Genomic DNA, 19,969 nt, shown 5'->3' on the forward strand with positions numbered 1-19,969 from the left:
CCGGCGCACCCGCACCGCCTTCGTATGCTCGGCGCATGACCGACAGCACAGAGCTCGCCGCCGAGGACCGCAAGATCATCACGCTGGCACGCAGCGTCCGGGCCCGCAACGGGGTGCCGGAGGGCGCGGCGGTCCGTGACGAGACGGGGCGTACCTACGCCGCCGGCACCGTGGCCCTGGAGTCGCTGAAGCTCAGCGCGCTCCAGACCGCCGTCGCGATGGCGGTGGCCGGCGGTGCCACGTCACTGGAGGCCGCCGCCGTCGTGTCCGGGGCCGGGACCGCCTCCGACGCCGACCGGGCCGCTGTCCGTGACCTGGGCGGACCGGACACTCCCGTGCTGCTCGCGGGGCCCGACGGCGTGCTCCGGTCCACCGTCACCGCGGGCTGATTCGGGGGCGGCGGCGCCCTGCTGTGCAACGGAGCCGCCGGGATCGGGGAGAATGGGCGCCATGAGCGCTCGACCGAACACAGAAGCCGCTTCGCAGCAGGCTGAGAACAACGCCCCCCACCGGGCCGGCTTCGCCTGCTTCGTGGGCCGGCCCAACGCGGGCAAGTCCACCCTCACGAACGCTCTGGTCGGTCAGAAGGTGGCGATCACCTCCAACCGCCCCCAGACCACCCGGCACACGGTGCGCGGCATCGTGCACCGGCCCGACGCCCAGCTGATCCTGGTGGACACGCCCGGCCTCCACAAGCCGCGCACGCTGCTCGGGGAGCGCCTGAACGACGTCGTACGGACCACCTGGGCCGAGGTCGACGTCATCGGCTTCTGCCTGCCCGCCGACCAGAAGCTCGGCCCCGGTGACAAGTTCATCGTCAAGGAGCTCGCCGGGATCAAGAAGACACCGAAGATCGCGATCATCACCAAGACCGACCTGGTCGAGCCCAGGGCACTCGCCGAGCAGTTGATCGCCGTCTCCGCGCTGGCCGACGAGCTCGGCTTCGAGTGGGCCGAGATCGTGCCGGTCTCGGCGGTCACGGAGGAGCGGGAAGCGGGAAGCGGGTCGTCGAACAAGGGCGGTGGCGGACGGGGGGCCGGCCAGGTCGGCCTGCTCGCCGACCTCATCGCCCCGCTGCTGCCCGAGAGCCCGCCGCTCTACCCGGAGGGCGACCTCACCGACGAGCCCGAGATGGTCATGGTCGCGGAACTCATCCGCGAGGCCGCGCTGGAAGGCGTGCGGGACGAGCTGCCGCACTCCATCGCGGTCGTCGTCGAGGAGATGCTGCCCCGCGAGGACCGTCCGGCGGACAAGCCGCTGCTGGACATCCACGCGAACGTCTACATCGAGCGGCCCAGCCAGAAGGGCATCATCATCGGCCCGAAGGGCAAGCGGCTCAAGGACGTCGGCACGAAGTCGCGCAAGCACATCGAGGCACTGCTCGGCACGCCGGTCTTCCTGGACCTGCACGTGAAGGTCGCCAAGGACTGGCAGCGCGACCCCAAGCAGCTGCGCAAGCTGGGATTCTGAGGCCGGAGCCCGGTCGGGCCCCGGCCGCGAAACGGTCCGGGGCCGGAGCCCGGTCGCGAGGCGGTCCGGACCAGGGTTCGGTTCCCGGGCTCCACGAGCCCGGCACGACCCGGACGAGGCCTCAGGCGCCCTCTTTCAGGACCCGGGAGATCAGCGTCCGCTGGGCCTCGGTCAGCCGCGGGTCCGCGCAGTCGACCGTCACGCCGCCCACCGTGATCCGGTAGCGGAAGCCGTCCGGCACCCCCGCGTGCGGGCCGCCCCGGCCGTCGGCGACGACCGCCTCGGCCAGGGCCTCCCACTCCGCGGCGTCCGGCCGTCCTGATGTCTCGACCTCGCCGCGGCGGGCGATGCCGGCGAACCCGCCGGTCCGGCTGACCTGAATGCGCATGCGTGCTGGCTCCTGCCCTGGCCCCGCTCGGACGGCCCCGCCCCTACCTACCCGGTCACCTGGTCGGCACGCCCACCTCCGACCAGGCCTTCAGCACCGCCTCGGCCTCGTCGCCCTCCCCGAACCTGTGCTGCGCCGCCGCGACGGTCAGCTTGGCGAAGTCCGTGAAGGACGCGTCCTGGGCCAGCTCGCCGCCGGTCAGCACGTCGAACCAGATCCGGCCGGCCCGTTCCCAGGCGTTGCCGCCGAGTGCCGTGGCCAGCAGGTAGAAGGCACGGTTGGGGATGCCGGAGTTGATGTGGACGCCGCCGTTGTCCTCGTCCGTCTCGACGTAGTCGTCCATCGACGCGGGCTGCGGGTCCTTGCCGAGCACGTCGTCGTCGTACGCCGTGCCGGGGGCCTTCATCGAGCGCAGCGCGACGCCGCTGACGCGGGGAGCGAGCAGTCCCGCCCCGATCAGCCAGTCTCCCTGTTCGGCGCTCTGGCCCAGCGAGTACTGCTTGACCAGGGCCCCGAAGACGTCCGACACGGACTCGTTGAGGGCGCCGGACTGGCCCTCGTAGGCGAGGTTCGCCGTGTACTGGGTGAGCCCGTGCGCCAGTTCGTGGGCGATCACGTCGATGGCGACGGTGAAGTCGAGGAAGATCTCGCCGTCGCCGTCCCCGAAGACCATCTGCTCGCCGTCGAAGAACGCGTTGTTGTACTTCTCGTCGTAGTGCACGGAACCGATGAGCGGCAGTCCCCTGCCGTCGATCGAGCTGCGGCCGTACTCCGTGAGCAGCAGGTCGAAGGTCGCGCCGAGGCCCGCGTACGCGCGGTTGACGCTGGCGTCCTGGGTGGCTTCGTCGCCCTCGTCACGGACCTCGACCCCCGGCAGGTCGGTGCCGTGCCGGCAGTCGTACAGGGTGCGGTGGGGCTTGGTGGGGACCGGGTCGGAGGTGCGCGCGGCGCCGGGGGTCCAGGCCAGCGCGGTCACCTGCCGGTGACGGCGCCTGGCCCCGTCGGCCTCCAGGGTGCGGCGCGCGGGACCGGCCAGGACCGGATCGTCGGCCTGGGACAGCTTGTCGAGGAGATGGGGCGGCACGATGGTGCAGAAGACGGGCGTGGGCCCGTTGTTCGGTCGAGGCTGCATGCAAACGACTGTGGCACTCCGTCACGAGTCTGTCACTGGTTGCGATCGTGATTGACGAAATAGAGTGATGTATCACCGTTCGGTCTTTACAAGGCCCCGATCCCGCATACTGATACGGACCGACGTATCGGGCGCCCCTCGGTTAGTGTTGCCGCATCATGCGTTTCGGGCTGCTCCTTCTTAGCTGCCGCGGCGAGGGCCTGTAGTCGTAGGCCGGCTCCCTCCCCGCGGAGTTCGCTGTTGCAGCGACACAGTCGGCCGCCCCTGCTGGACCTCAGAGGAGCCGTACGCCATGACCGCAGTGAACCCCCCCGTGCACACCGACGCCGCCCCCACCCCCGTCGGTGGCCCCACCCCGGTGACCAACGCGAAGCAGCTGCAGAAGCCCTCCGGGATGCCGGTGCACAAGTACCGGGGCTACGAGGCCGTGGACATCTCCGACCGCACCTGGCCGGACAACCGCATCACGCGGGCCCCGCGCTGGCTGTCCACCGACCTGCGTGACGGCAACCAGGCACTGATCGACCCGATGTCGCCGGCCCGTAAGCGCGAGATGTTCGACCTGCTCGTACGCATGGGCTACAAGGAGATCGAGGTCGGCTTCCCGTCCTCCGGCGAGACGGACTTCGCGTTCGTACGCTCCATCATCGAAGAGGGCGCGATCCCCGAGGACGTGACGATCTCCGTCCTGACGCAGGCCCGCGAGGAACTGATCGAGCGGACCGTCGAATCACTGGTCGGTGCGCGGCGCGCCACCGTCCACCTGTACAACGCCACCGCCCCCACCTTCCGCCGTGTGGTCTTCCGCGGCACGAAGGAGGAGGTCAAGCAGATCGCCGTGGACGGCACCCGCCTGGTCATGGAGTACGCGGACAAGATCCTGGGCGACGAGACGGTCTTCGGCTACCAGTACAGCCCGGAGATCTTCACCGACACCGAGCTGGACTTCGCCCTGGAGGTCTGCGAGGCCGTCTGCGACGTCTGGCAGCCGGAGGAGGGCCGCGAGATCATCCTCAACCTGCCCGCCACGGTGGAGCGTTCGACGCCGTCCACCCACGCGGACCGCTTCGAGTGGATGTCGCGCAACCTGACCCGCCGCCCGTACGTCTGCCTGTCCGTCCACCCGCACAACGACCGCGGTACGGCGGTCGCCGCCGCCGAGCTGGCGATCATGGCGGGCGCCGACCGCATCGAGGGCTGCCTGTTCGGCCAGGGCGAGCGCACCGGCAACGTCGACCTGGTGACCCTGGGCATGAACCTCTTCTCGCAGGGTGTCGACCCGCAGATCGACTTCTCGCAGATCGACGAGATCCGCCGCACCAGCGAGTACTGCAACCAGATGGAGATCCACCCGCGCCACCCCTACGCCGGCGACCTCGTCTACACGGCCTTCTCCGGCTCCCACCAGGACGCCATCAAGAAGGGCTTCGACGCCATGGAGGCCGACGCGGCCGCCCGGGGCGAGGGCGTCACCGTCGACGACCTCGAGTGGGCCGTGCCGTACCTGCCGATCGACCCGAAGGACGTCGGCCGCTCCTACGAGGCCGTCATCCGCGTCAACTCGCAGTCCGGCAAGGGCGGCATCGCCTACGTCCTGCAGAACGACCACAAGCTGGACCTGCCGCGCCGGATGCAGATCGAGTTCTCCCGGATCATTCAGGCCAAGACCGATGCCGAGGGCGGCGAGGTCACGCCGACCCAGATCTGGTCGACCTTCAGGGACGAGTACCTGCCCAGCCCCGAGAACGCCTGGGGGCGCGTGCAGATCCGGTCCGGCCAGACGACGACCGGCTCCGACGGCCAGGACAGCATCACCGTCGAGGCCACGGTCGACGGCACGGACACGGTGCTGACCGGCACGGGCAACGGACCGATCTCCGCGTTCTTCGAAGCGCTGCAGGCCATCGGCATCGACGCCCGCCTGCTGGACTACACCGAGCACACGATGAGCGAGGGCGCGAGCTCCCAGGCGGCCTCCTACATCGAGTGCGCGATCGACGGCAAGGTGCTGTGGGGCATCGGGATCGACGCCAACACCACGCGTGCCTCGCTGAAGGCGGTCGTCTCCGCGGTCAACCGCGCGACCCGCTGACACCACCGCGCGCCGTCCCGGACGAACATCCCGTACGCCGCCGAATCCTCCGGTCCGAGAGCCCCGTCCGCCCACCGAGGGCGGGCGGGGTTCGGCCATCTCCCGGTGTTGTGACCTCCGGGATACTGACGCCACATCACGCATGTGGCTAACATCACGTCCAACGCGGCAATGTTGCCGCGGTGTTACGGAGGTGCGCGACGTGCGGACAGTCAAAGGACGACGCGCCGTAGGCCTGCGCGTCTACGGCACCCGTACCGTCTGGGAAGCCGTCGGCGACGGCGAGTTCTTCTGCCCGGGCTGCGGGGGAGACCGCAACTACCGGCGGCTCACCGGCCGCCACCGCCTGACCCTTCTCGGCTTGCCGGTGCTGGCCCGCGGCAGTGCGGGACCCGTCGTCGAATGCGCCGCCTGCCGGACGCACTTCGGGACCGACGCCCTCGACCACCCCACCACCACCCGCTTCTCCGCCATGCTGCGGGAGGCCGTGCACACGATCACCCTCGCCGTGCTCGCCGCGGGCGGCACCACCTCCCGCACGGTCCTGGACGCCGCCGTGGCCACCGTCCGTGACGCGGGACTCGACGACTGCACCCAGGAACAGCTCTTCACCATCGTCGAGGTGCTCGCGGCCGAGACCGGGGCCGGCGGCGCCGATCCGGCGGCCGAGGCGTGCGGGGCGGCCCTCGCCATCGAACTCCACGAGGTACTGAAGCCCCTCGCGCCGCACCTGGCCACGCCGGGCCGTGAGGCGGTCCTGCTGCAAGGGGCCAGGATCGCGCTCGCCGACGGGCCCTACTGCAAGGCGGAGCGCGAGGTGCTGACCACGGTGGGCAGCGCCCTGAGGCTCTGCCCCGCCGACACGGCCGCCCTGCTGGCGGCAGCCGCTCGTACGCCCTCCTAGGGGCCCCTGAGGGCCCTGGCGAGGGCGCGTGCCACCGGCAGGCGCCCGCCCTCGCTCGGAACCCCTTCCCCGGCCGGTGCTCCCGTGGGCGACAATGGGCGCATGAGCTTGTTCCGGGACGACGGCGTCGTGCTGCGCACGCAGAAGCTGGGCGAGGCCGACCGGATCATCACGATCCTGACCCGCGGCCACGGCCGGGTGCGTGCCGTGGCCCGCGGGGTGCGCCGCACCAAGTCCAAGTTCGGGGCGCGGCTCGAACCCTTCTCCCACGTGGACGTGCAGTTCTTCGCGCGCGGCGGCGAACTCGTCGGCCGGGGCCTCCCGCTGTGCACCCAGAGCGAGACGATCGCCCCGTACGGCGGCGGCATCGTCTCCGACTACGGCCGGTACACCGCCGGCACCGCGATGCTGGAGACCGCCGAGCGGTTCACCGACCACGAGGGCGAGCCCGCGGTCCAGCAGTACCTGCTGCTCGTCGGCGGGCTGCGGACCCTCGCCCGCGGCGAGCACGCGCCGAACCTCATCCTCGACGCGTTCCTGCTGCGCTCCCTCGCGGTCAACGGCTACGCCCCGAGCTTCGACGGCTGCGCCAAGTGCGGAATGCCCGGACCGAACCGGTTCTTCTCCGTCGCGGCGGGCGGCGTCATATGCGCCGACTGCCGGGTACCCGGCAGCGTCGTACCCTCGGCGGAGGCCGTCGCACTGCTGAGCGCGTTGCTCACCGGTGACTGGGAGACGGCGGACGCGTGCGAGGCGCGTCATGTCAGGGAGGGAAGCGGGCTCGTGTCCGCCTACCTGCACTGGCATCTTGAGCGCGGTCTGCGCTCGCTGCGGTACGTGGAGAAGTGACACAGGGAGACGAGAGAAGCACATGGCAGTACGCGGGATGCTCGGCGGCCGTAACCGGCGTGACCACAAGACCCCCGAGCCGCACCCCTCCGGCGCCACCCCGCCGAAGATCCCCGGCGATCTCGTGCCCAGGCACGTCGCCGTCGTGATGGACGGGAACGGCCGCTGGGCCAAGGAGCGGGGCCTCCCGCGCACCGAGGGCCACAAGGTCGGCGAGGGCGTCGTGATGGACGTCCTCAAGGGCTGCATCGAGATGGGCGTCAAGAACCTCTCGCTGTACGCCTTCTCCACGGAGAACTGGAAGCGCTCGCCGGACGAGGTGAAGTTCCTGATGGACTTCAACCGGGACGTCATCCGCCGCCGCCGTGACGAGATGGACGAGCTCGGCATCCGCATCCGCTGGGTCGGCCGCATGCCGAAGCTGTGGAAGTCCGTCGTCCAGGAGCTCCAGGTCGCCCAGGAGCAGACCAAGGACAACGACAGGATGACGCTGTACTTCTGCGTCAACTACGGGGGACGGGCCGAGATCGCCGACGCGGCGCAGCGCATCGCCCGGGACGTCGCCGCCGGGAAGCTCGACCCCTCGAAGGTCAACGAGAAGACGTTCGCGAAGTACACCTACTACCCGGACATGCCGGACGTGGACCTCTTCGTGCGCCCCAGTGGCGAGCAGCGCACGTCCAACTACCTGATCTGGCAGAGCGCGTACGCCGAGATGGTCTTCCAGGACGTCCTGTGGCCGGACTTCGACCGCCGCGACCTGTGGCGCGCCTGCCTGGAGTTCGCCCGGCGCGACCGGCGGTTCGGCGGTGCCGAGGAGATCACCGAGGGCTGAGGAAGGCGCGGAAGGGGGCCCCGGACACCGGGGCCCCCTTCCGGAGCCGGTCGTCCCGGGCCCCGCCGGGTCAGTTCCCGGCGCTCGCGCAGTCCGCGCAGGTCCCGAAGATCTCCACCGTGTGCGCCACGTTCACGTAGCCGTGCTGCGAGGCGATCGTCTCGGCCCACTGCTCCACCGCCGGGCCCTCGACCTCGACGGCCTTCCCGCAGACGCGGCACACCAGATGGTGGTGGTGGTCGCCCGTCGAGCAGCGCCGGTAGACGGCCTCGCCGTCCGTGGTGCGCAGGACGTCGACCTCACCCGCGTCGGCGAGGGACTGGAGCGTGCGGTAGACCGTGGTCAGCCCGACCGAGTCGCCCCTGTGCTTCAGCACGTCGTGCAGGTCCTGGGCGCTGCGGAACTCGTCGACCTCGTCGAGCGCCGCCGCGACCGCCGCGCGCTGCCGGGTGGACCGGCCGCGTACCGGAGCCGCGTTCGTGCCACTGATCGGCGCCGTCGCCACAGCTGCCTCCTCGTGTCGCCCGTACGTACGTCGGGCCATTGTGCCAGCCCGCCCCGGCGCCACGGTCACACCCGTGTGTCGTCCCCGGCCGGCCGGGCCGCCGGTACCTCAAGGGTGCACCGGGCGGCCTCCGCCTCGCGTCCCCGCGCACGCCTGTGCGCCAGCGGCGTGGCGAGCGCGGTGAGCAGCACGAACGCGGCGATGGCCAGCAGTACGATCGTCGCCCCGGGCGGTACGTCCTGGTAGTACGAGGTCACGGTGCCGGCCAGCGTGACGGCCGTGCCGATGACGACGGCCAGCACGAACGTCACCTTGAAGGACTTCGCGATCTGCTGCGCGGCGGCGACCGGCACCACCATCAGGGCGCTGACCAGCAGCAGGCCGACGACCCGCATCGCCACGGTGACGGTGACCGCGGCGGTGACCGCGACCAGCAGGTTGAGCACCCGTACCGGCAGTCCGGTGACCCTGGCGAACTCCTCGTCCTGGCTGACGGCGAACAACTGCCGCCGCAGTCCCACGGTGACCAGCACCACGAAGGCGGCCAGTACGACGATCGCCGTGACGTCCTCCTCGGAGACCGTCGACAGGGAGCCGAAGAGGAACGACGTCAGGTTGGCGTTCGAGCCGGTGTCCGAGAGGTTGATCAGCATCACTCCGCCCGCCATGCCGCCGTAGAACAGCATGGCCAGGGCGATGTCGCCGCGGGTGCGCCCGTACCAGCGGATCAGCTCCATCACGACCGAGCCGGCCACCGCGACGAGCGTCGCCATCCAGACGGGGTTGGTGGAGAGCAGGAAGCCGAGGCCGACACCGGTCATGGCCACGTGCCCGATGCCGTCGCCCATCAGGGCTTGGCGGCGCTGGACGAGGTAGATGCCGATGGCGGGTGCGGTGACGCCGACCAGGACGGCCGCGAGCAGGGCCCGCTGCATGAAGGGAGGGTTCAGGAATTCCAGCATGATCAGCTCAGCAGTCCCGTCCGGACGGGCTCGGAGGCCGCGTGGGGGTGTACGTGGTCGTGGCCGGGCAGGGCGTGCTGGCCCATCGCCTCGGGGGGCGGCCCGTCGTGCGTGACGCAGCCGTCGCGCAGGACGATCGCACGGTCGATCAGCGGCTCCAGGGCGCCGAGCTCGTGCAGGACGAGCAGCACCGTGGCCCCGCCTGCGACCTGCTCGCGCAGCGTGGTGGCGAGTATCTCCTGGCTGGCCAGGTCGACGCCGGCCATCGGCTCGTCCATGATCAGCACCTCCGGCTCGGAGGCGAGCGCGCGGGCGATCAGGACCCGCTGGTGCTGGCCGCCGGAGAGGGCGTCCACGGAGTCCTTGGCCCGGTCGGCGAGGCCGACGAGCTCGATGGCCCGGTCCACGGCCGCCCGGTCCGCCCTGCCCGGCAGCCCGAGCTTCGTCCGCGACAGCCGCCCGGACGCGACGACCTCGCGGATGGTGGCGGGGACGCCGCCGGCCGCCGTGGTGCGCTGCGGCACGTAGCCGACGCGGGCCCACTGCCGGAAGCGGCGCAGCGGCGTGCCGAACAGCTCCACGGAACCGCCGGTGAGCGGGACCTGGCCGATGACGGAGCGTACGGCGGTGGACTTGCCGGATCCGTTGGCACCCAGCAGTGCCACGACCTCACCGCGGTGGACGGTGAGGTCGACACCGCGCAGCACCGGGCGCGCGCCGAGCGTCGCCGTGGCTCCGGACATCCTGATCACGGGTTCGGGCGTACTGGGCTCGGGCACGATCGCCTCCGGTGCTGCTGCGGCTGGTTCGGGTACTTCGGGGGTCACTTCGCGCCGAGTGCCTTCTGCAGCGCGGCCAGGTTGGACTTCATGACCTCGATGTAGTCAGCGCCCGCGGACTTGTCCGTGATTCCCTCCAGCGGATCCAGGACGCCGGTCCTCAGGCCGAGGTCCTTCGCCAGGGTCCTGGCGGTCTTGTCGCTGGCGAGCGTCTCGAAGAACACGGTGGTCGCCTTGCTCTTCTCGGCGGCGTCGTGGATCTCGCTGATCCGGGCGGGGCTGGGCTCGGTCTCGGGGTCGAGGCCGGCGATCCCCTCCTGCGTGAGGCCGTAGCGCTCGGCGAGGTACCCGAAGGCGGAGTGCGTGGTGATGAACGTCCTGGTCGCGGAGTCCTTCAGCCCGGTCTTGTACGCCGTGTCCAGCTCGTTCAGTTCGGCGACCAGGGTGTCCGTGTTCTTGCGGTAGTCGGAGGCGTTGTCGGGGTCAGCCTTCTCCAGGGACGCGCCCACGCCCTCGGCGACCTCCGCGTACTTCACCGGGTCCAGCCAGATGTGCGGGTCGAGCCCCGCCTCCTCGTGGCTGTGCTCCTCGCCCTCGTGCTCCTCGCCCTCCTCGTGGCCGTGGTCGTGGCCGTCGACCTCGGAGCCGTGGCTCTCGAGCGTGGTCAGCTCCGCCGCGTCCACGGTGTCCTTCACGCCGGCCTGGGCGACGGCGTCGTCCACCGCGGGCTGGACGCCCTTGAGGAACAGGATGTAGTCGGCGTCGCTCAGTCCGCCGATCTGCCGGGGGGAGAGCTCCAGGTCGTGCGGCTCGACGCCGGGCTTCGTCAACGTGGTGACGGAGACGTGCGATCCGCCGATCTCCTCGGCGAGGAACTGCATCGGGTAGAAGGACGCCACCACGTCCAGTCTGCCGCCGCCTCCTCCTTCGGCCGCGTCGGAGGAGGAACAGGCGGAGAGCGCGGTGAGGCCGAGGGCTACTGCTCCGGCGACTGCGGCTGTGGGTATGAGGCGGCGTACGTTCATGACAGTCATTTTCAACAAAAGTGGAAACGATTGTCAACAAGGCTGATGAGATGCCCGGATCGCCGCCCCGGGACCGCTATGCGCCGCACCGATTTGATCCGGGGGGTGCGCCCGCCGGTAATCTGGGCCATTCGCCCGCCCGGCGCTTCGCGCCGCCCCTGTCCAGTTCCGTTGTCGTAATGAAGAGAGCACCGTGGCCGCCGACAAGATCGACACCATCGTCAGCCTGAGCAAGCGCCGTGGCTTCGTCTATCCCTGCAGTGAGATCTACGGCGGCCAGCGGGCCGCCTGGGACTACGGGCCGCTGGGCGTCGAGCTGAAGGAGAACCTCAAGCGTCAGTGGTGGCGCTACATGGTCACCGCGCGCGAGGACGTGGTCGGTCTCGACTCGTCGGTCATCCTGGCCCCCGACGTCTGGGTCGCCTCCGGACACGTCGCGACGTTCTCCGACCCGCTCACCGAGTGCACCTCCTGCCACAAGCGCTACCGCGCGGACCACCTGGAAGAGGCGTACGAGGAGAAGCACGGCAAGCCGCCCGTGAACGGCCTCGCCGACCTCAACTGCCCCAACTGCGGGAACAAGGGCACCTTCACCGAGCCCAAGGCGTTCTCGGGCCTCCTCTCCACCCACCTCGGCCCGACCCAGGACACCGGCTCCGTCGCCTACCTGCGTCCCGAGACCGCCCAGGGCATCTTCACCAACTTCGGCCAGGTGCAGCAGACCTCGCGCAAGAAGCCGCCGTTCGGTATCGCGCAGATGGGCAAGTCCTTCCGGAACGAGATCACTCCGGGCAACTTCATCTTCCGCACCCGCGAGTTCGAGCAGATGGAGATGGAGTTCTTCGTCAAGCCGGGCGAGGACGAGCAGTGGCAGGAGTACTGGATGGAGCAGCGCTGGAACTGGTACACCGGCCTCGGCCTGCGCGAGGAGAACATGCGGTGGTTCGAGCACCCGAAGGAGAAGCTCTCCCACTACTCCAAGCGCACCGCCGACATCGAGTACCGCTTCCGCTTCGGCGGTAGCGAGTGGGGCGAGCTCGAGGGCGTCGCGAACCGCACCGACTACGACCTCAACGCCCACTCCAAGGCGTCCGGCACCGACCTCTCCTACTTCGACCAGGAGAAGGGTGAGCGCTACACGCCGTACGTCATCGAGCCCGCGGCCGGTGTCGGCCGCTCGATGCTGGCCTTCCTCCTGGACGCCTACAGCGAGGACGAGGCGCCCAACGCCAAGGGCGTCATGGAGAAGCGCGCCGTGATGCGTCTCGACCCGCGCCTGGCGCCGGTCAAGGTCGCCGTCCTGCCGCTGTCCCGCAACCCGCAGCTGTCGCCGAAGGCCAAGGGCCTCGCCACCGACCTGCGGCAGAACTGGAACATCGAGTTCGACGACGCCGGTGCCATCGGCCGCCGCTACCGCCGTCAGGACGAGATCGGTACGCCGTTCTGCGTGACCGTCGACTTCGACACCCTCGACGACAACGCGGTGACGGTGCGCGAGCGCGACACCATGAAGCAGGAGCGCGTCTCCCTGGACCAGATCCAGAGCTACCTCGGCTCCCGTCTGCTGGGCTGCTGAGAGCGGTCGACCTCGTAACGAAGCCCCCGGTTCCGGCGTACGGAACCGGGGGCTTCGTGCACACTGGGCGCACCCGTCCACAGGGAGGCCAGGATGCCGTCCATGACCACGAGCAAGGTCAGCAGATGGGACCAGCACGGCCGTGAACACGTCGTACACGTAAGGAAGTCGGGGATGCAGCGGCAGCTGACCTGCGACACCTGCGGATGGCGCAAGGGGACGCAGTTCCTGCCCTGGCTGAAGGCCGAGGAGCATCTGACCGGGGCCCACCAGGCGACGGTCGACCCGGCGGCCTGAACCGCCCCCGGGGGCCCGGCGGAAAACCGGGTGAGCGATGTGTCCGTACCGGGGTACCTTTTTCGGCATGTCCTCGTTCTTCCAGATCTACGAGTGAGCGCGCGACGGGCCGACCGCCCGTCGCCCAGTGAACCGATCCCCGGGGTCTCCGATCACCTCGGACCCCACTTCTCACCACGAACGGGAGAACTCCGTGGCCAAGAGCCGCAACAACCTCCTCGGTGTGGGCGGACAGCGCAAGAAGCTGTCCCGCGCCGAACAGCAGGGCGCCGGTCCCGCGCGCGACGGCGACCGCAAGGTCGCCGAGGACAAGAAGCAGGAGCTGGTGCGCAAGATGCGTGAGCGTGCCGCGGCGGCCGACGCCGCCCCGGCGCAGGACGCGCAGGCCGACAGCTGACCGTCCCGCGCCACCCGTAGGACCGCGGGCCCGGACCACCTCGGTGATCCGGGCCCGTGGCCGTCGTGCGGCGCCCGGCAGGGAACACGGGGACATCCTCCGGCCCGACAGCCCGACAGCCCGACAGCCCGACAGCCCGACAGCCCGACAGCCCGACAGCCCGACAGCCCGACAGCCCGACGGGCCCGTATCCGCGACGTCGTCCGCGTGCGGGACAATGGGGCCATGACCACGCTCGCTCCCGCCCTCCCGCTGCTCCGGATCGGCCCGCACACCGTGCGGCCGCCGGTCGTGCTGGCCCCCATGGCCGGCATCACCAACGCGCCCTTCCGCACCCTGTGCCGTGAGTTCTCCGGCGGCAAGGGGCTGTTCGTCAGCGAGATGATCACCACGCGGGCGCTGGTCGAGCGCAACGAGAAGACCATGCAGCTCATCCACTTCGACGCGAGCGAGACCCCGCGCTCCATCCAGCTCTACGGAGTGGACCCGGTCACCGTCGGCAAGGCGGTCCGGATGATCGTCGACGAGGACCTCGCCGACCACATCGACCTGAACTTCGGCTGCCCGGTCCCCAAGGTCACCCGCAAAGGCGGCGGCTCCGCGCTCCCGTACAAGCGGCCCCTGCTGCGCGCGATCCTCCGGGAGGCCGTGGGGCAGGCGGGCGAGCTCCCGGTCACCATCAAGATGCGCAAGGGCATCGACGACGACCACACCACCTACCTCGACGCGGGCCGCATCGCCGTCGAGGAGGGAGTGACCGCCGTCGCCCTGCACGGCAGGACCACCGCCCAGCACTACGGCGGTACGGCCGACTGGGATGCCATCGCGCGCCTGAAGGAGCACGTCCCGGAGATCCCCGTCCTCGGCAACGGCGACATCTGGTGTGCCGACGACGCGCTGCGGATGATGCGGGAGACGGGCTGCGACGGCGTGGTCGTGGGCCGCGGCTGCCTTGGGCGGCCCTGGCTCTTCGGCGACCTGGTCAGCGCCTTCGAAGGTACGGCGACGAGGCAGGCGCCCACCCTGCGCGAGGTCGCCGACGTCATGCTGCGCCACGCGACGCTGCTGGGGGAGTGGATCGGCGACGAGAGCCGCGGCGTGATCGACTTCCGCAAGCACGTGGCCTGGTACCTCAAGGGCTTCGCGGTCGGTTCGGAGATGCGCAGGAGCCTGGCGGTCACCTCGTCGATCGAGGAACTGGGCGGGCAGCTCCAGCGGCTCGACCTGGACCAGCCGTGGCCGGCGGACGCGGACGGTCCCCGCGGGCGCACCTCCGGCAACAATCGGGTGGCGCTGCCGGACGGCTGGCTCAAGGACCCGTACGACTGCGCGGGCGTGAGCGCCGACGCGGAGCTGGACACCTCGGGCGGCTGAGCGCCGGCCTGCCCGGCGGCGGCACCGAGTGCCCCGAAACGAGCCCGCTCAATTGAGCGGGCTCGTTTCGCGTGATCCGGGCGAGTTCGGCCGGGAATCGACGACAGGCGCGCACTCGTGCCGCCTTCCGGAGGTCGATTGTCACCCCGGGTGAGCAACGTTTGACGTCAGGGTGACTGTCACTCGCGGTGGAGGCGTCCGGATGGTGGCATCTGAGCGGACGTGACGGCGTGATTCTCGCCACCTCTGAGGCCTCACGGGCTCAGATGAGCGGTCTTTCCTATGCTGTACTTCTCAAATGGTGGCACTGGGTGCCAGGCGACTTTACTTTGATCGATCAAATCATCCGGCACTCCGTGTAGCTGAAAAGGGTTGAATCGCACACTCTCGGTATTTGTTCGTTCAAGAGGCGAACGCGCGGTCTCGCCTTGTCACACCGGTGCGTCACTTTCGATCTGCTGGCGGACGGGTGGTTGAGACCTGGTGACGCGCAAGTGGCCGTACCCAGGCACCTTCGATCTGGGTATGTTCCTCGCCGTCAGGGCAGCCACCGCGTCCTCGAGGAGTCGAGACCCGTGTCGGAAAACAAAGATCCCCAGAAGTTCGTCTACGACTTCACCGAGGGCAACAAGGATCTGAAGGACCTTCTGGGTGGCAAGGGTGCCAACCTCGCCGAGATGACCAATCTCGGGCTCCCCGTCCCTCCCGGCTTCACGATCACCACCGAGGCCTGCAAGGTCTACCTCGACAGCGGTGACGAGCCGGCGGCGCTCCGCGACGAGGTCGGTGCACACCTCGTCGCGCTCGAGGAGCGGATGGGCAAGACCCTCGGCCAGGCCGACGACCCGCTGCTGGTCTCCGTCCGCTCCGGCGCCAAGTTCTCGATGCCCGGAATGATGGACACGGTCCTCAACATCGGCCTCTCGGACGCCTCCGTGGTCGGCCTCACCGCGCAGGCCGGCGACGAGCGCTTCGCCTGGGACTCCTACCGCCGCCTCATCCAGATGTTCGGCAAGACCGTGCTCGGGGTCGACGGAGACCTCTTCGAGGAGGCGCTGGAGGCCGCGAAGGAGGCCAAGGGCGTCACGGTCGACGTGGACCTGGACGCGGCCGACCTGAAGGAGCTCGTCAAGCGGTTCAAGGAGATCGTCACCCGGGACGCCGGGCGGGACTTCCCGCAGGACCCCCGGGAGCAGATGGACCTGGCCATAAAGGCGGTCTTCGACTCGTGGAACACCGACCGGGCCAAGCTCTACCGCCGCCAGGAACGCATCCCGGGCGATCTCGGCACGGCCGTCAACATCTGTTCGATGGTCTTCGGGAACCTCGGCCCCGACTCCGGTACGGGCGTCGCCTTCACCCGTGACCCGGCCAGCGGCCACCAGGGCGTCTACGGCGACTACCTGCAGAACGCGCAGGGCGAGGACGTCGTCGCCGGTATCCGCAACACGGTGCCGCTCGCCGAGCTGGAGTCGATCGACAAGGCGTCGTACGACCAGCTGATGAAGATCATGGAGACGCTGGAGACCCACTACAAGGATCTCTGCGACATCGAGTTCACCATCGAGCGCGGTCAGCTCTGGATGCTCCAGACCCGTGTGGGCAAGCGCACCGCGGGTGCCGCCTTCCGTATCGCCACCCAGCTCGTCGACCAGGGCCTCATCGACGAGGCCGAGGCGCTCCAGCGGGTCAACGGCGCCCAGCTCGCGCAGCTGATGTTCCCGCGCTTCGACCACGGTGCCGCCAGTGTGCTGCTCGGCCGGGGCATCGCGGCGTCGCCCGGCGCGGCCGTGGGCAAGGCGGTCTTCGACTCGTACACCGCCGTCAAGTGGTCGCGGTCCGGCGAGAAGGTCATCCTCATCCGCCGGGAGACCAACCCCGACGACCTCGACGGCATGATCGCCGCCGAGGGCATCCTGACCTCACGGGGCGGCAAGACCTCGCACGCCGCCGTCGTCGCCCGGGGCATGGGCAAGACCTGTGTCTGCGGCGCCGAGGAGATCGAGGTCGACACCAAGCGCCGTCGGCTCACGGTCGGGGACACGGTCGTCGAGGAGGGCGACCTCGTCTCCGTCGACGGCTCGACCGGCAAGGTCTACCTCGGTGAGGTCCCCGTGGTGCCGTCCCCGGTCGTCGAGTACTTCGAGGGCCGGATGCACGCCGGGGCCGACGAGGCCGACGAACTGGTCGGCGCCGTGCACCGGATCATGGCGTACGCCGACCGGGTACGCCGTCTGCGGGTGCGGGCGAACGCGGACAACGCCGAGGACGCCTCGCGCGCCCGTCGCTTCGGTGCCCAGGGCATCGGCCTGTGCCGAACCGAGCACATGTTCCTCGGCGAGCGCCGCGAGATGGTCGAGAAGCTGATCCTCGCGGACACCGACGACGAGCGCGAGGCCGCGCTGGCAGCGCTCCTGCCGCTCCAGAAGGCCGACTTCACCGAGCTGTTCGAGTCGATGGACGGGCTGCCCGTCACCGTGCGGCTCCTCGACCCGCCGCTGCACGAGTTCCTGCCCGACATCACCGAGCTCTCCGTACGGGTGGCGCTCGCCGAGTCCCGCAAGGACGCCAACGAGAACGACCTGCGCCTGTTGCAGGCCGTGCACAAGCTCCACGAGCAGAATCCGATGCTCGGGCTGCGAGGAGTCCGTCTCGGCCTGGTCATCCCCGGCCTGTTCGCGATGCAGGTACGGGCGATCGCGGAGGCGGCGGCGGAGCGCAAGAACGCCAAGGGCGACCCGCGCCCCGAGATCATGATTCCGCTCGTCGGCGCCGTCCAGGAGCTGGAGATCGTCCGCGAGGAGGCCGACCGGGTCATCGCGGAGGTCGAGGCGGCCACCGGTACCGAGCTGAACCTGATCATCGGCACGATGATCGAGCTGCCCCGCGCCGCGCTGACCGCCGGCCAGATCGCCGAGGCGGCGCAGTTCTTCTCCTTCGGCACGAACGACCTCACGCAGACGGTGTGGGGCTTCTCCCGCGACGACGTGGAGGCCTCGTTCTTCACCGCGTACCTGGAGAAGGGCATCTTCGGGGTGTCGCCGTTCGAGACGATCGACAAGGACGGTGTCGGCGCCCTCGTCCGCAGTGCGGTCGAGGCCGGCCGGGCCACCCGTCCGGACCTCAAGCTCGGCATCTGCGGTGAGCACGGCGGAGACCCGGAGTCGGTGCACTTCTTCCACGAGGCCGGCCTGGACTACGTATCGTGCTCGCCCTTCCGCATTCCGGTGGCCCGGCTCGAAGCCGGCCGGGCCGCCGCCGAATCCAGGGGCAGCGACAGCCGCTGAGTGCCGCGGAGAACGATCGCCACGACTCCGGCGCCGACGACGGATCACACGGACCCTCATCGGTCCGACGGCGGAGCCGGATTACCGGGAAGCGGCGGCACCCTGTGCGGGGGTGCCGCCGCTTCGTCAATTGAATGGCGAACCGTTCAAAGTTGTTTCTTTTCACCGTTCGGTGCGCAAATCGAGGGCGCGTGCGCCGGGTGCGGCCCAGGGATCCCCACCCCTGGGCCGCACCCGCTTACCGCTGCCGGGCACGGAGCCGCACCGTCGCTCACCGCCGCCGAACAGGCAAAGCCCCCCACGGCCTCCACCCGCTCATTCGGTGACGTCGGATGCGTACCCGACGTCGTACAGCCTTTCGGCTGGAGCGGATACGGGCGAGACGTTTCAACTGTGGCCGAAACCCCGTGGTGACCACCCGTGACGCTGTGTATACCCTTCGACGGGGGCAATTGCGCGTGCAACAGGTGGGGGTTCGGTGCTGCGTATCCATGTGTCCGGGGAGGACCTTTCGCGTGTGCGTATGGCCGCCAGGCCGGACGCGATGTGGGAAACCGTTCTCAGTTTTCACAGGCTGAGGGACCGGCGGGGTTCCACGGTGTTCGGGGAATGGCGGAAGGAATCCAGGACCCGGTTGAATGGTGAAGCACGTCTGCTGTCCGCGATCGTTCCGCCCCGCGGCTATTTCCCCGACTTCCTGACGCCTTCGCAGGAAGGTGCCGAGCCATTCGGATTCGACACGGGAATGGAGGCGCTGCGCGACACCCCGGCGGACCGGATCCACGGGGAGATCGCACTGTTGGCCGAAAACGCACCCCTCGCGAGATGGCCGTCGGGCGGCTCCACCGGCACCGTCCGGCCGGAGGTGCTCGCCGAGGGGCGTACGGAGCCGCTGGGCCGCCTCATATCGACGCTGCGCGCCTACCACCGCGCCGCGGTCGAGCCCTACTGGCCCCACATCAGGGCGAGCGTCGAGGCGGACCGGGCCCTGCGCGGTCGCGCGCTGCTGGACGGCGGGGCGGACGAGCTGCTGGCCACCCTGCCCCCGATGATCCGTTGGCGCGCCCCGCTGCTGGAGGCGGACTACCCCGTCGACCGGGAACTGCACCTGGACGGGCGGGGCCTGCTCCTGCAGCCCTCGTACTTCTGCCGGGGCACTCCCGTCGTCTACCGGGACCCGCTCCTGCCGCCCGTCCTCGTCTACCCGGTCACCCACCCCCGCGCCCCGGCCTTCGCCGAACCCGGCCCCTGGCTCGGCCGGCTCGTGGGCCACACCCGCTCCGCGGTCCTGCGCGCCATAGACAACGGCTGTACGACCAGCGAGCTGGCCCGCAGGACCGGGGTGTCACTGGCCTCGGCCAGCCAGCACGCCTGCGTGCTGCGGGAGGCGGGCCTCGTGCGGACCCTGCGCCACGGCAGCTCGGTCCTGCACACGCTCACCCCGCTGGGCGCCGCGCTGCTCAGGGGCGGGGCCCCGCTCGCCCTGTCCTGACCCCCACGGCGGCGCAGCCCCGGAACGCCACCGCCGGGAGCGATGAGTTTCGGGGCGCCCCGCCGTCTACCTCTCGTAAGCGCTCGTACGGAGCGCGCGGGAGCACCGCAGAGTGCCGGACGGAAGAGTGGATCGACATGCCGCAGCCTCAGATGATCTTCGTCAACCTGCCGATCAAGGACCTGGAGACGTCGAAGAACTTCTTCTCCAAGCTCGGCTTCGGCTTCAACCCCCAGTTCAGCGACGACACGACGGCCTGTCTCGTCATCAGCGACACGATCTTCGCCATGCTCATCAGTGAGCCGCGCTTCAAGGACTTCACCAAGAAGGAGATCGCCGACGCGTCGGCGACGACCGAGGTGCTCATCGCCCTGAGCGCCGAGAGCCGTGCCAAGGTCGACGAGATGGCCGACGCCGCCCTCGCCTCGGGCGGTTCCCCGGCCAACGACACCATGGACGAGGGCTTCATGTACGGCCGTTCGTTCCAGGACCCCGACCACCACATCTGGGAGGTCGTGTGGATGGACCCGGCCGCGGTCGGCGGACAGGCCTGACACCCGCGCACGGTGGCCGGGGCGGCGACTCCCCGGCCACCGCACGGACCC

Annotated in this window: 19 protein-coding genes; 13 read left to right on the top strand and 6 right to left on the bottom strand. The window is 70.0% G+C overall.

The genetic code is table 11. From position 1 onward, the window contains the following. Positions 1–35 precede the first annotated feature (35 nt). Together AB0I83_RS06035 and AB0I83_RS06040 are read left to right on the top strand one after the other, a co-directional pair. Positions 36–389, top strand: coding sequence for a cytidine deaminase (locus AB0I83_RS06035; RefSeq protein ID WP_356533391.1), 354 nt, complete (start codon positions 36–38; stop codon positions 387–389). A 52-nt stretch (positions 390–441) separates the two neighbouring features. Continuing rightward, complete coding sequence (locus AB0I83_RS06040; protein WP_356842821.1) at positions 442–1,470, top strand: GTPase Era; 1,029 nt, start codon at positions 442–444, stop codon at positions 1,468–1,470. A 121-nt stretch (positions 1,471–1,591) separates the two neighbouring features. Here the strand turns inward: AB0I83_RS06040 and AB0I83_RS06045 are convergent, their stop codons facing one another. Continuing rightward, positions 1,592–1,858, bottom strand: a complete 267-nt coding sequence (locus AB0I83_RS06045; protein WP_356842822.1) for a protealysin inhibitor emfourin — start codon at positions 1,856–1,858, stop codon at positions 1,592–1,594. Between the two features lie 55 nt (positions 1,859–1,913). After that, on the bottom strand, positions 1,914–2,990 hold the full coding sequence (locus AB0I83_RS06050) for a M4 family metallopeptidase (RefSeq protein ID WP_356533397.1): 1,077 nt from the start codon (positions 2,988–2,990) through the stop codon (positions 1,914–1,916). A gap of 292 nt (positions 2,991–3,282) precedes the next feature. Here AB0I83_RS06050 and leuA point away from each other — a divergent pair, with 292 nt between their 5' ends. The 4 genes from leuA (at position 3,283) to AB0I83_RS06070 (ending at position 7,670) form a co-directional block, all read left to right on the top strand. Next, positions 3,283–5,082, top strand: a complete 1,800-nt coding sequence (gene leuA / locus AB0I83_RS06055) for a 2-isopropylmalate synthase (RefSeq protein ID WP_363303769.1) — start codon at positions 3,283–3,285, stop codon at positions 5,080–5,082. A 202-nt stretch (positions 5,083–5,284) separates the two neighbouring features. Next, positions 5,285–5,986 carry a TerB family tellurite resistance protein gene (locus tag AB0I83_RS06060; protein ID WP_356533401.1) on the top strand — a complete coding sequence of 234 codons (702 nt, stop codon included), beginning with the start codon at positions 5,285–5,287 and terminating at the stop codon, positions 5,984–5,986. A 102-nt stretch (positions 5,987–6,088) separates the two neighbouring features. After that, the gene (gene recO, locus AB0I83_RS06065; RefSeq protein ID WP_356533403.1) at positions 6,089–6,835 is read left to right on the top strand and encodes a DNA repair protein RecO; all 747 of its coding nucleotides are present in this window, start codon (positions 6,089–6,091) and stop codon (positions 6,833–6,835) included. Between the two features lie 22 nt (positions 6,836–6,857). Then, a complete protein-coding gene (locus AB0I83_RS06070; RefSeq protein WP_363303770.1) occupies positions 6,858–7,670 on the top strand; it encodes an isoprenyl transferase in 813 nt (270 codons plus the stop codon). 70 nt (positions 7,671–7,740) lie between these two features. Here AB0I83_RS06070 and AB0I83_RS06075 read toward each other — a convergent pair whose 3' ends face one another. The 4 genes from AB0I83_RS06075 to AB0I83_RS06090 all read right to left on the bottom strand — a co-directional run bounded on the left by AB0I83_RS06075 (position 7,741) and on the right by AB0I83_RS06090 (position 10,941). Further along, entirely contained in the window at positions 7,741–8,175 is a 435-nt protein-coding gene (locus AB0I83_RS06075; protein WP_356533407.1) for a Fur family transcriptional regulator, read from the bottom strand. A 65-nt stretch (positions 8,176–8,240) separates the two neighbouring features. Next, the gene (locus tag AB0I83_RS06080; protein ID WP_363303805.1) at positions 8,241–9,140 is read right to left on the bottom strand and encodes a metal ABC transporter permease; all 900 of its coding nucleotides are present in this window, start codon (positions 9,138–9,140) and stop codon (positions 8,241–8,243) included. Then, the gene (locus AB0I83_RS06085; RefSeq protein ID WP_356533576.1) at positions 9,140–9,880 is read right to left on the bottom strand and encodes a metal ABC transporter ATP-binding protein; all 741 of its coding nucleotides are present in this window, start codon (positions 9,878–9,880) and stop codon (positions 9,140–9,142) included. The genes AB0I83_RS06080 and AB0I83_RS06085 overlap by 1 nt, the downstream gene beginning before the upstream one ends. Positions 9,881–9,960: 80 nt before the next feature. Further along, on the bottom strand, positions 9,961–10,941 hold the full coding sequence (locus AB0I83_RS06090) for a metal ABC transporter substrate-binding protein (protein ID WP_363303771.1): 981 nt from the start codon (positions 10,939–10,941) through the stop codon (positions 9,961–9,963). Between the two features lie 193 nt (positions 10,942–11,134). Here AB0I83_RS06090 and AB0I83_RS06095 point away from each other — a divergent pair, with 193 nt between their 5' ends. The 7 genes from AB0I83_RS06095 (at position 11,135) to AB0I83_RS06125 (ending at position 19,918) form a co-directional block, all read left to right on the top strand. Then, positions 11,135–12,517 carry a glycine--tRNA ligase gene (locus AB0I83_RS06095; protein ID WP_356533411.1) on the top strand — a complete coding sequence of 461 codons (1,383 nt, stop codon included), beginning with the start codon at positions 11,135–11,137 and terminating at the stop codon, positions 12,515–12,517. 93 nt (positions 12,518–12,610) lie between these two features. Beyond that, complete coding sequence (locus tag AB0I83_RS06100) at positions 12,611–12,814, top strand: hypothetical protein (RefSeq protein WP_356533413.1); 204 nt, start codon at positions 12,611–12,613, stop codon at positions 12,812–12,814. A 193-nt stretch (positions 12,815–13,007) separates the two neighbouring features. Continuing rightward, a complete protein-coding gene (locus tag AB0I83_RS06105; RefSeq protein ID WP_363303772.1) occupies positions 13,008–13,211 on the top strand; it encodes a DUF6243 family protein in 204 nt (67 codons plus the stop codon). A 225-nt stretch (positions 13,212–13,436) separates the two neighbouring features. Next, positions 13,437–14,585, top strand: coding sequence for a tRNA dihydrouridine synthase DusB (dusB, locus tag AB0I83_RS06110; protein ID WP_356533417.1), 1,149 nt, complete (start codon positions 13,437–13,439; stop codon positions 14,583–14,585). Between the two features lie 575 nt (positions 14,586–15,160). Then, positions 15,161–17,872, top strand: a complete 2,712-nt coding sequence (ppdK, locus tag AB0I83_RS06115; protein WP_363303773.1) for a pyruvate, phosphate dikinase — start codon at positions 15,161–15,163, stop codon at positions 17,870–17,872. A gap of 478 nt (positions 17,873–18,350) precedes the next feature. Next, entirely contained in the window at positions 18,351–19,364 is a 1,014-nt protein-coding gene (locus tag AB0I83_RS06120) for a winged helix-turn-helix domain-containing protein (RefSeq protein WP_363303774.1), read from the top strand. Between the two features lie 137 nt (positions 19,365–19,501). After that, positions 19,502–19,918: a VOC family protein gene (locus tag AB0I83_RS06125; protein ID WP_356533423.1), complete on the top strand. Its 417-nt coding sequence runs from the start codon at positions 19,502–19,504 to the stop codon at positions 19,916–19,918. The last annotated feature ends 51 nt before the right edge of the window (positions 19,919–19,969 follow it).

The organism is Streptomyces sp. NPDC049970, from assembly GCF_040660235.1.
Lineage (GTDB): Bacteria > Actinomycetota > Actinomycetes > Streptomycetales > Streptomycetaceae > Streptomyces.

Coding starts and splice junctions, on each gene's coding strand:
- leuA (WP_363303769.1), top strand. CDS start 3,283: ATGACCGCAGTGAACCCCCCCGTGCACACCGACGCCGCCCCCACCCCC.
- AB0I83_RS06090 (WP_363303771.1), bottom strand. CDS start 10,941: ATGAACGTACGCCGCCTCATACCCACAGCCGCAGTCGCCGGAGCAGTA.
- AB0I83_RS06100 (WP_356533413.1), top strand. CDS start 12,611: ATGCCGTCCATGACCACGAGCAAGGTCAGCAGATGGGACCAGCACGGC.
- AB0I83_RS06070 (WP_363303770.1), top strand. CDS start 6,858: ATGGCAGTACGCGGGATGCTCGGCGGCCGTAACCGGCGTGACCACAAG.
- AB0I83_RS06040 (WP_356842821.1), top strand. CDS start 442: ATGGGCGCCATGAGCGCTCGACCGAACACAGAAGCCGCTTCGCAGCAG.
- AB0I83_RS06035 (WP_356533391.1), top strand. CDS start 36: ATGACCGACAGCACAGAGCTCGCCGCCGAGGACCGCAAGATCATCACG.
- AB0I83_RS06125 (WP_356533423.1), top strand. CDS start 19,502: ATGCCGCAGCCTCAGATGATCTTCGTCAACCTGCCGATCAAGGACCTG.
- AB0I83_RS06045 (WP_356842822.1), bottom strand. CDS start 1,858: ATGCGCATTCAGGTCAGCCGGACCGGCGGGTTCGCCGGCATCGCCCGC.
- dusB (WP_356533417.1), top strand. CDS start 13,437: ATGACCACGCTCGCTCCCGCCCTCCCGCTGCTCCGGATCGGCCCGCAC.
- AB0I83_RS06050 (WP_356533397.1), bottom strand. CDS start 2,990: ATGCAGCCTCGACCGAACAACGGGCCCACGCCCGTCTTCTGCACCATC.
- AB0I83_RS06085 (WP_356533576.1), bottom strand. CDS start 9,880: ATGTCCGGAGCCACGGCGACGCTCGGCGCGCGCCCGGTGCTGCGCGGT.
- recO (WP_356533403.1), top strand. CDS start 6,089: ATGAGCTTGTTCCGGGACGACGGCGTCGTGCTGCGCACGCAGAAGCTG.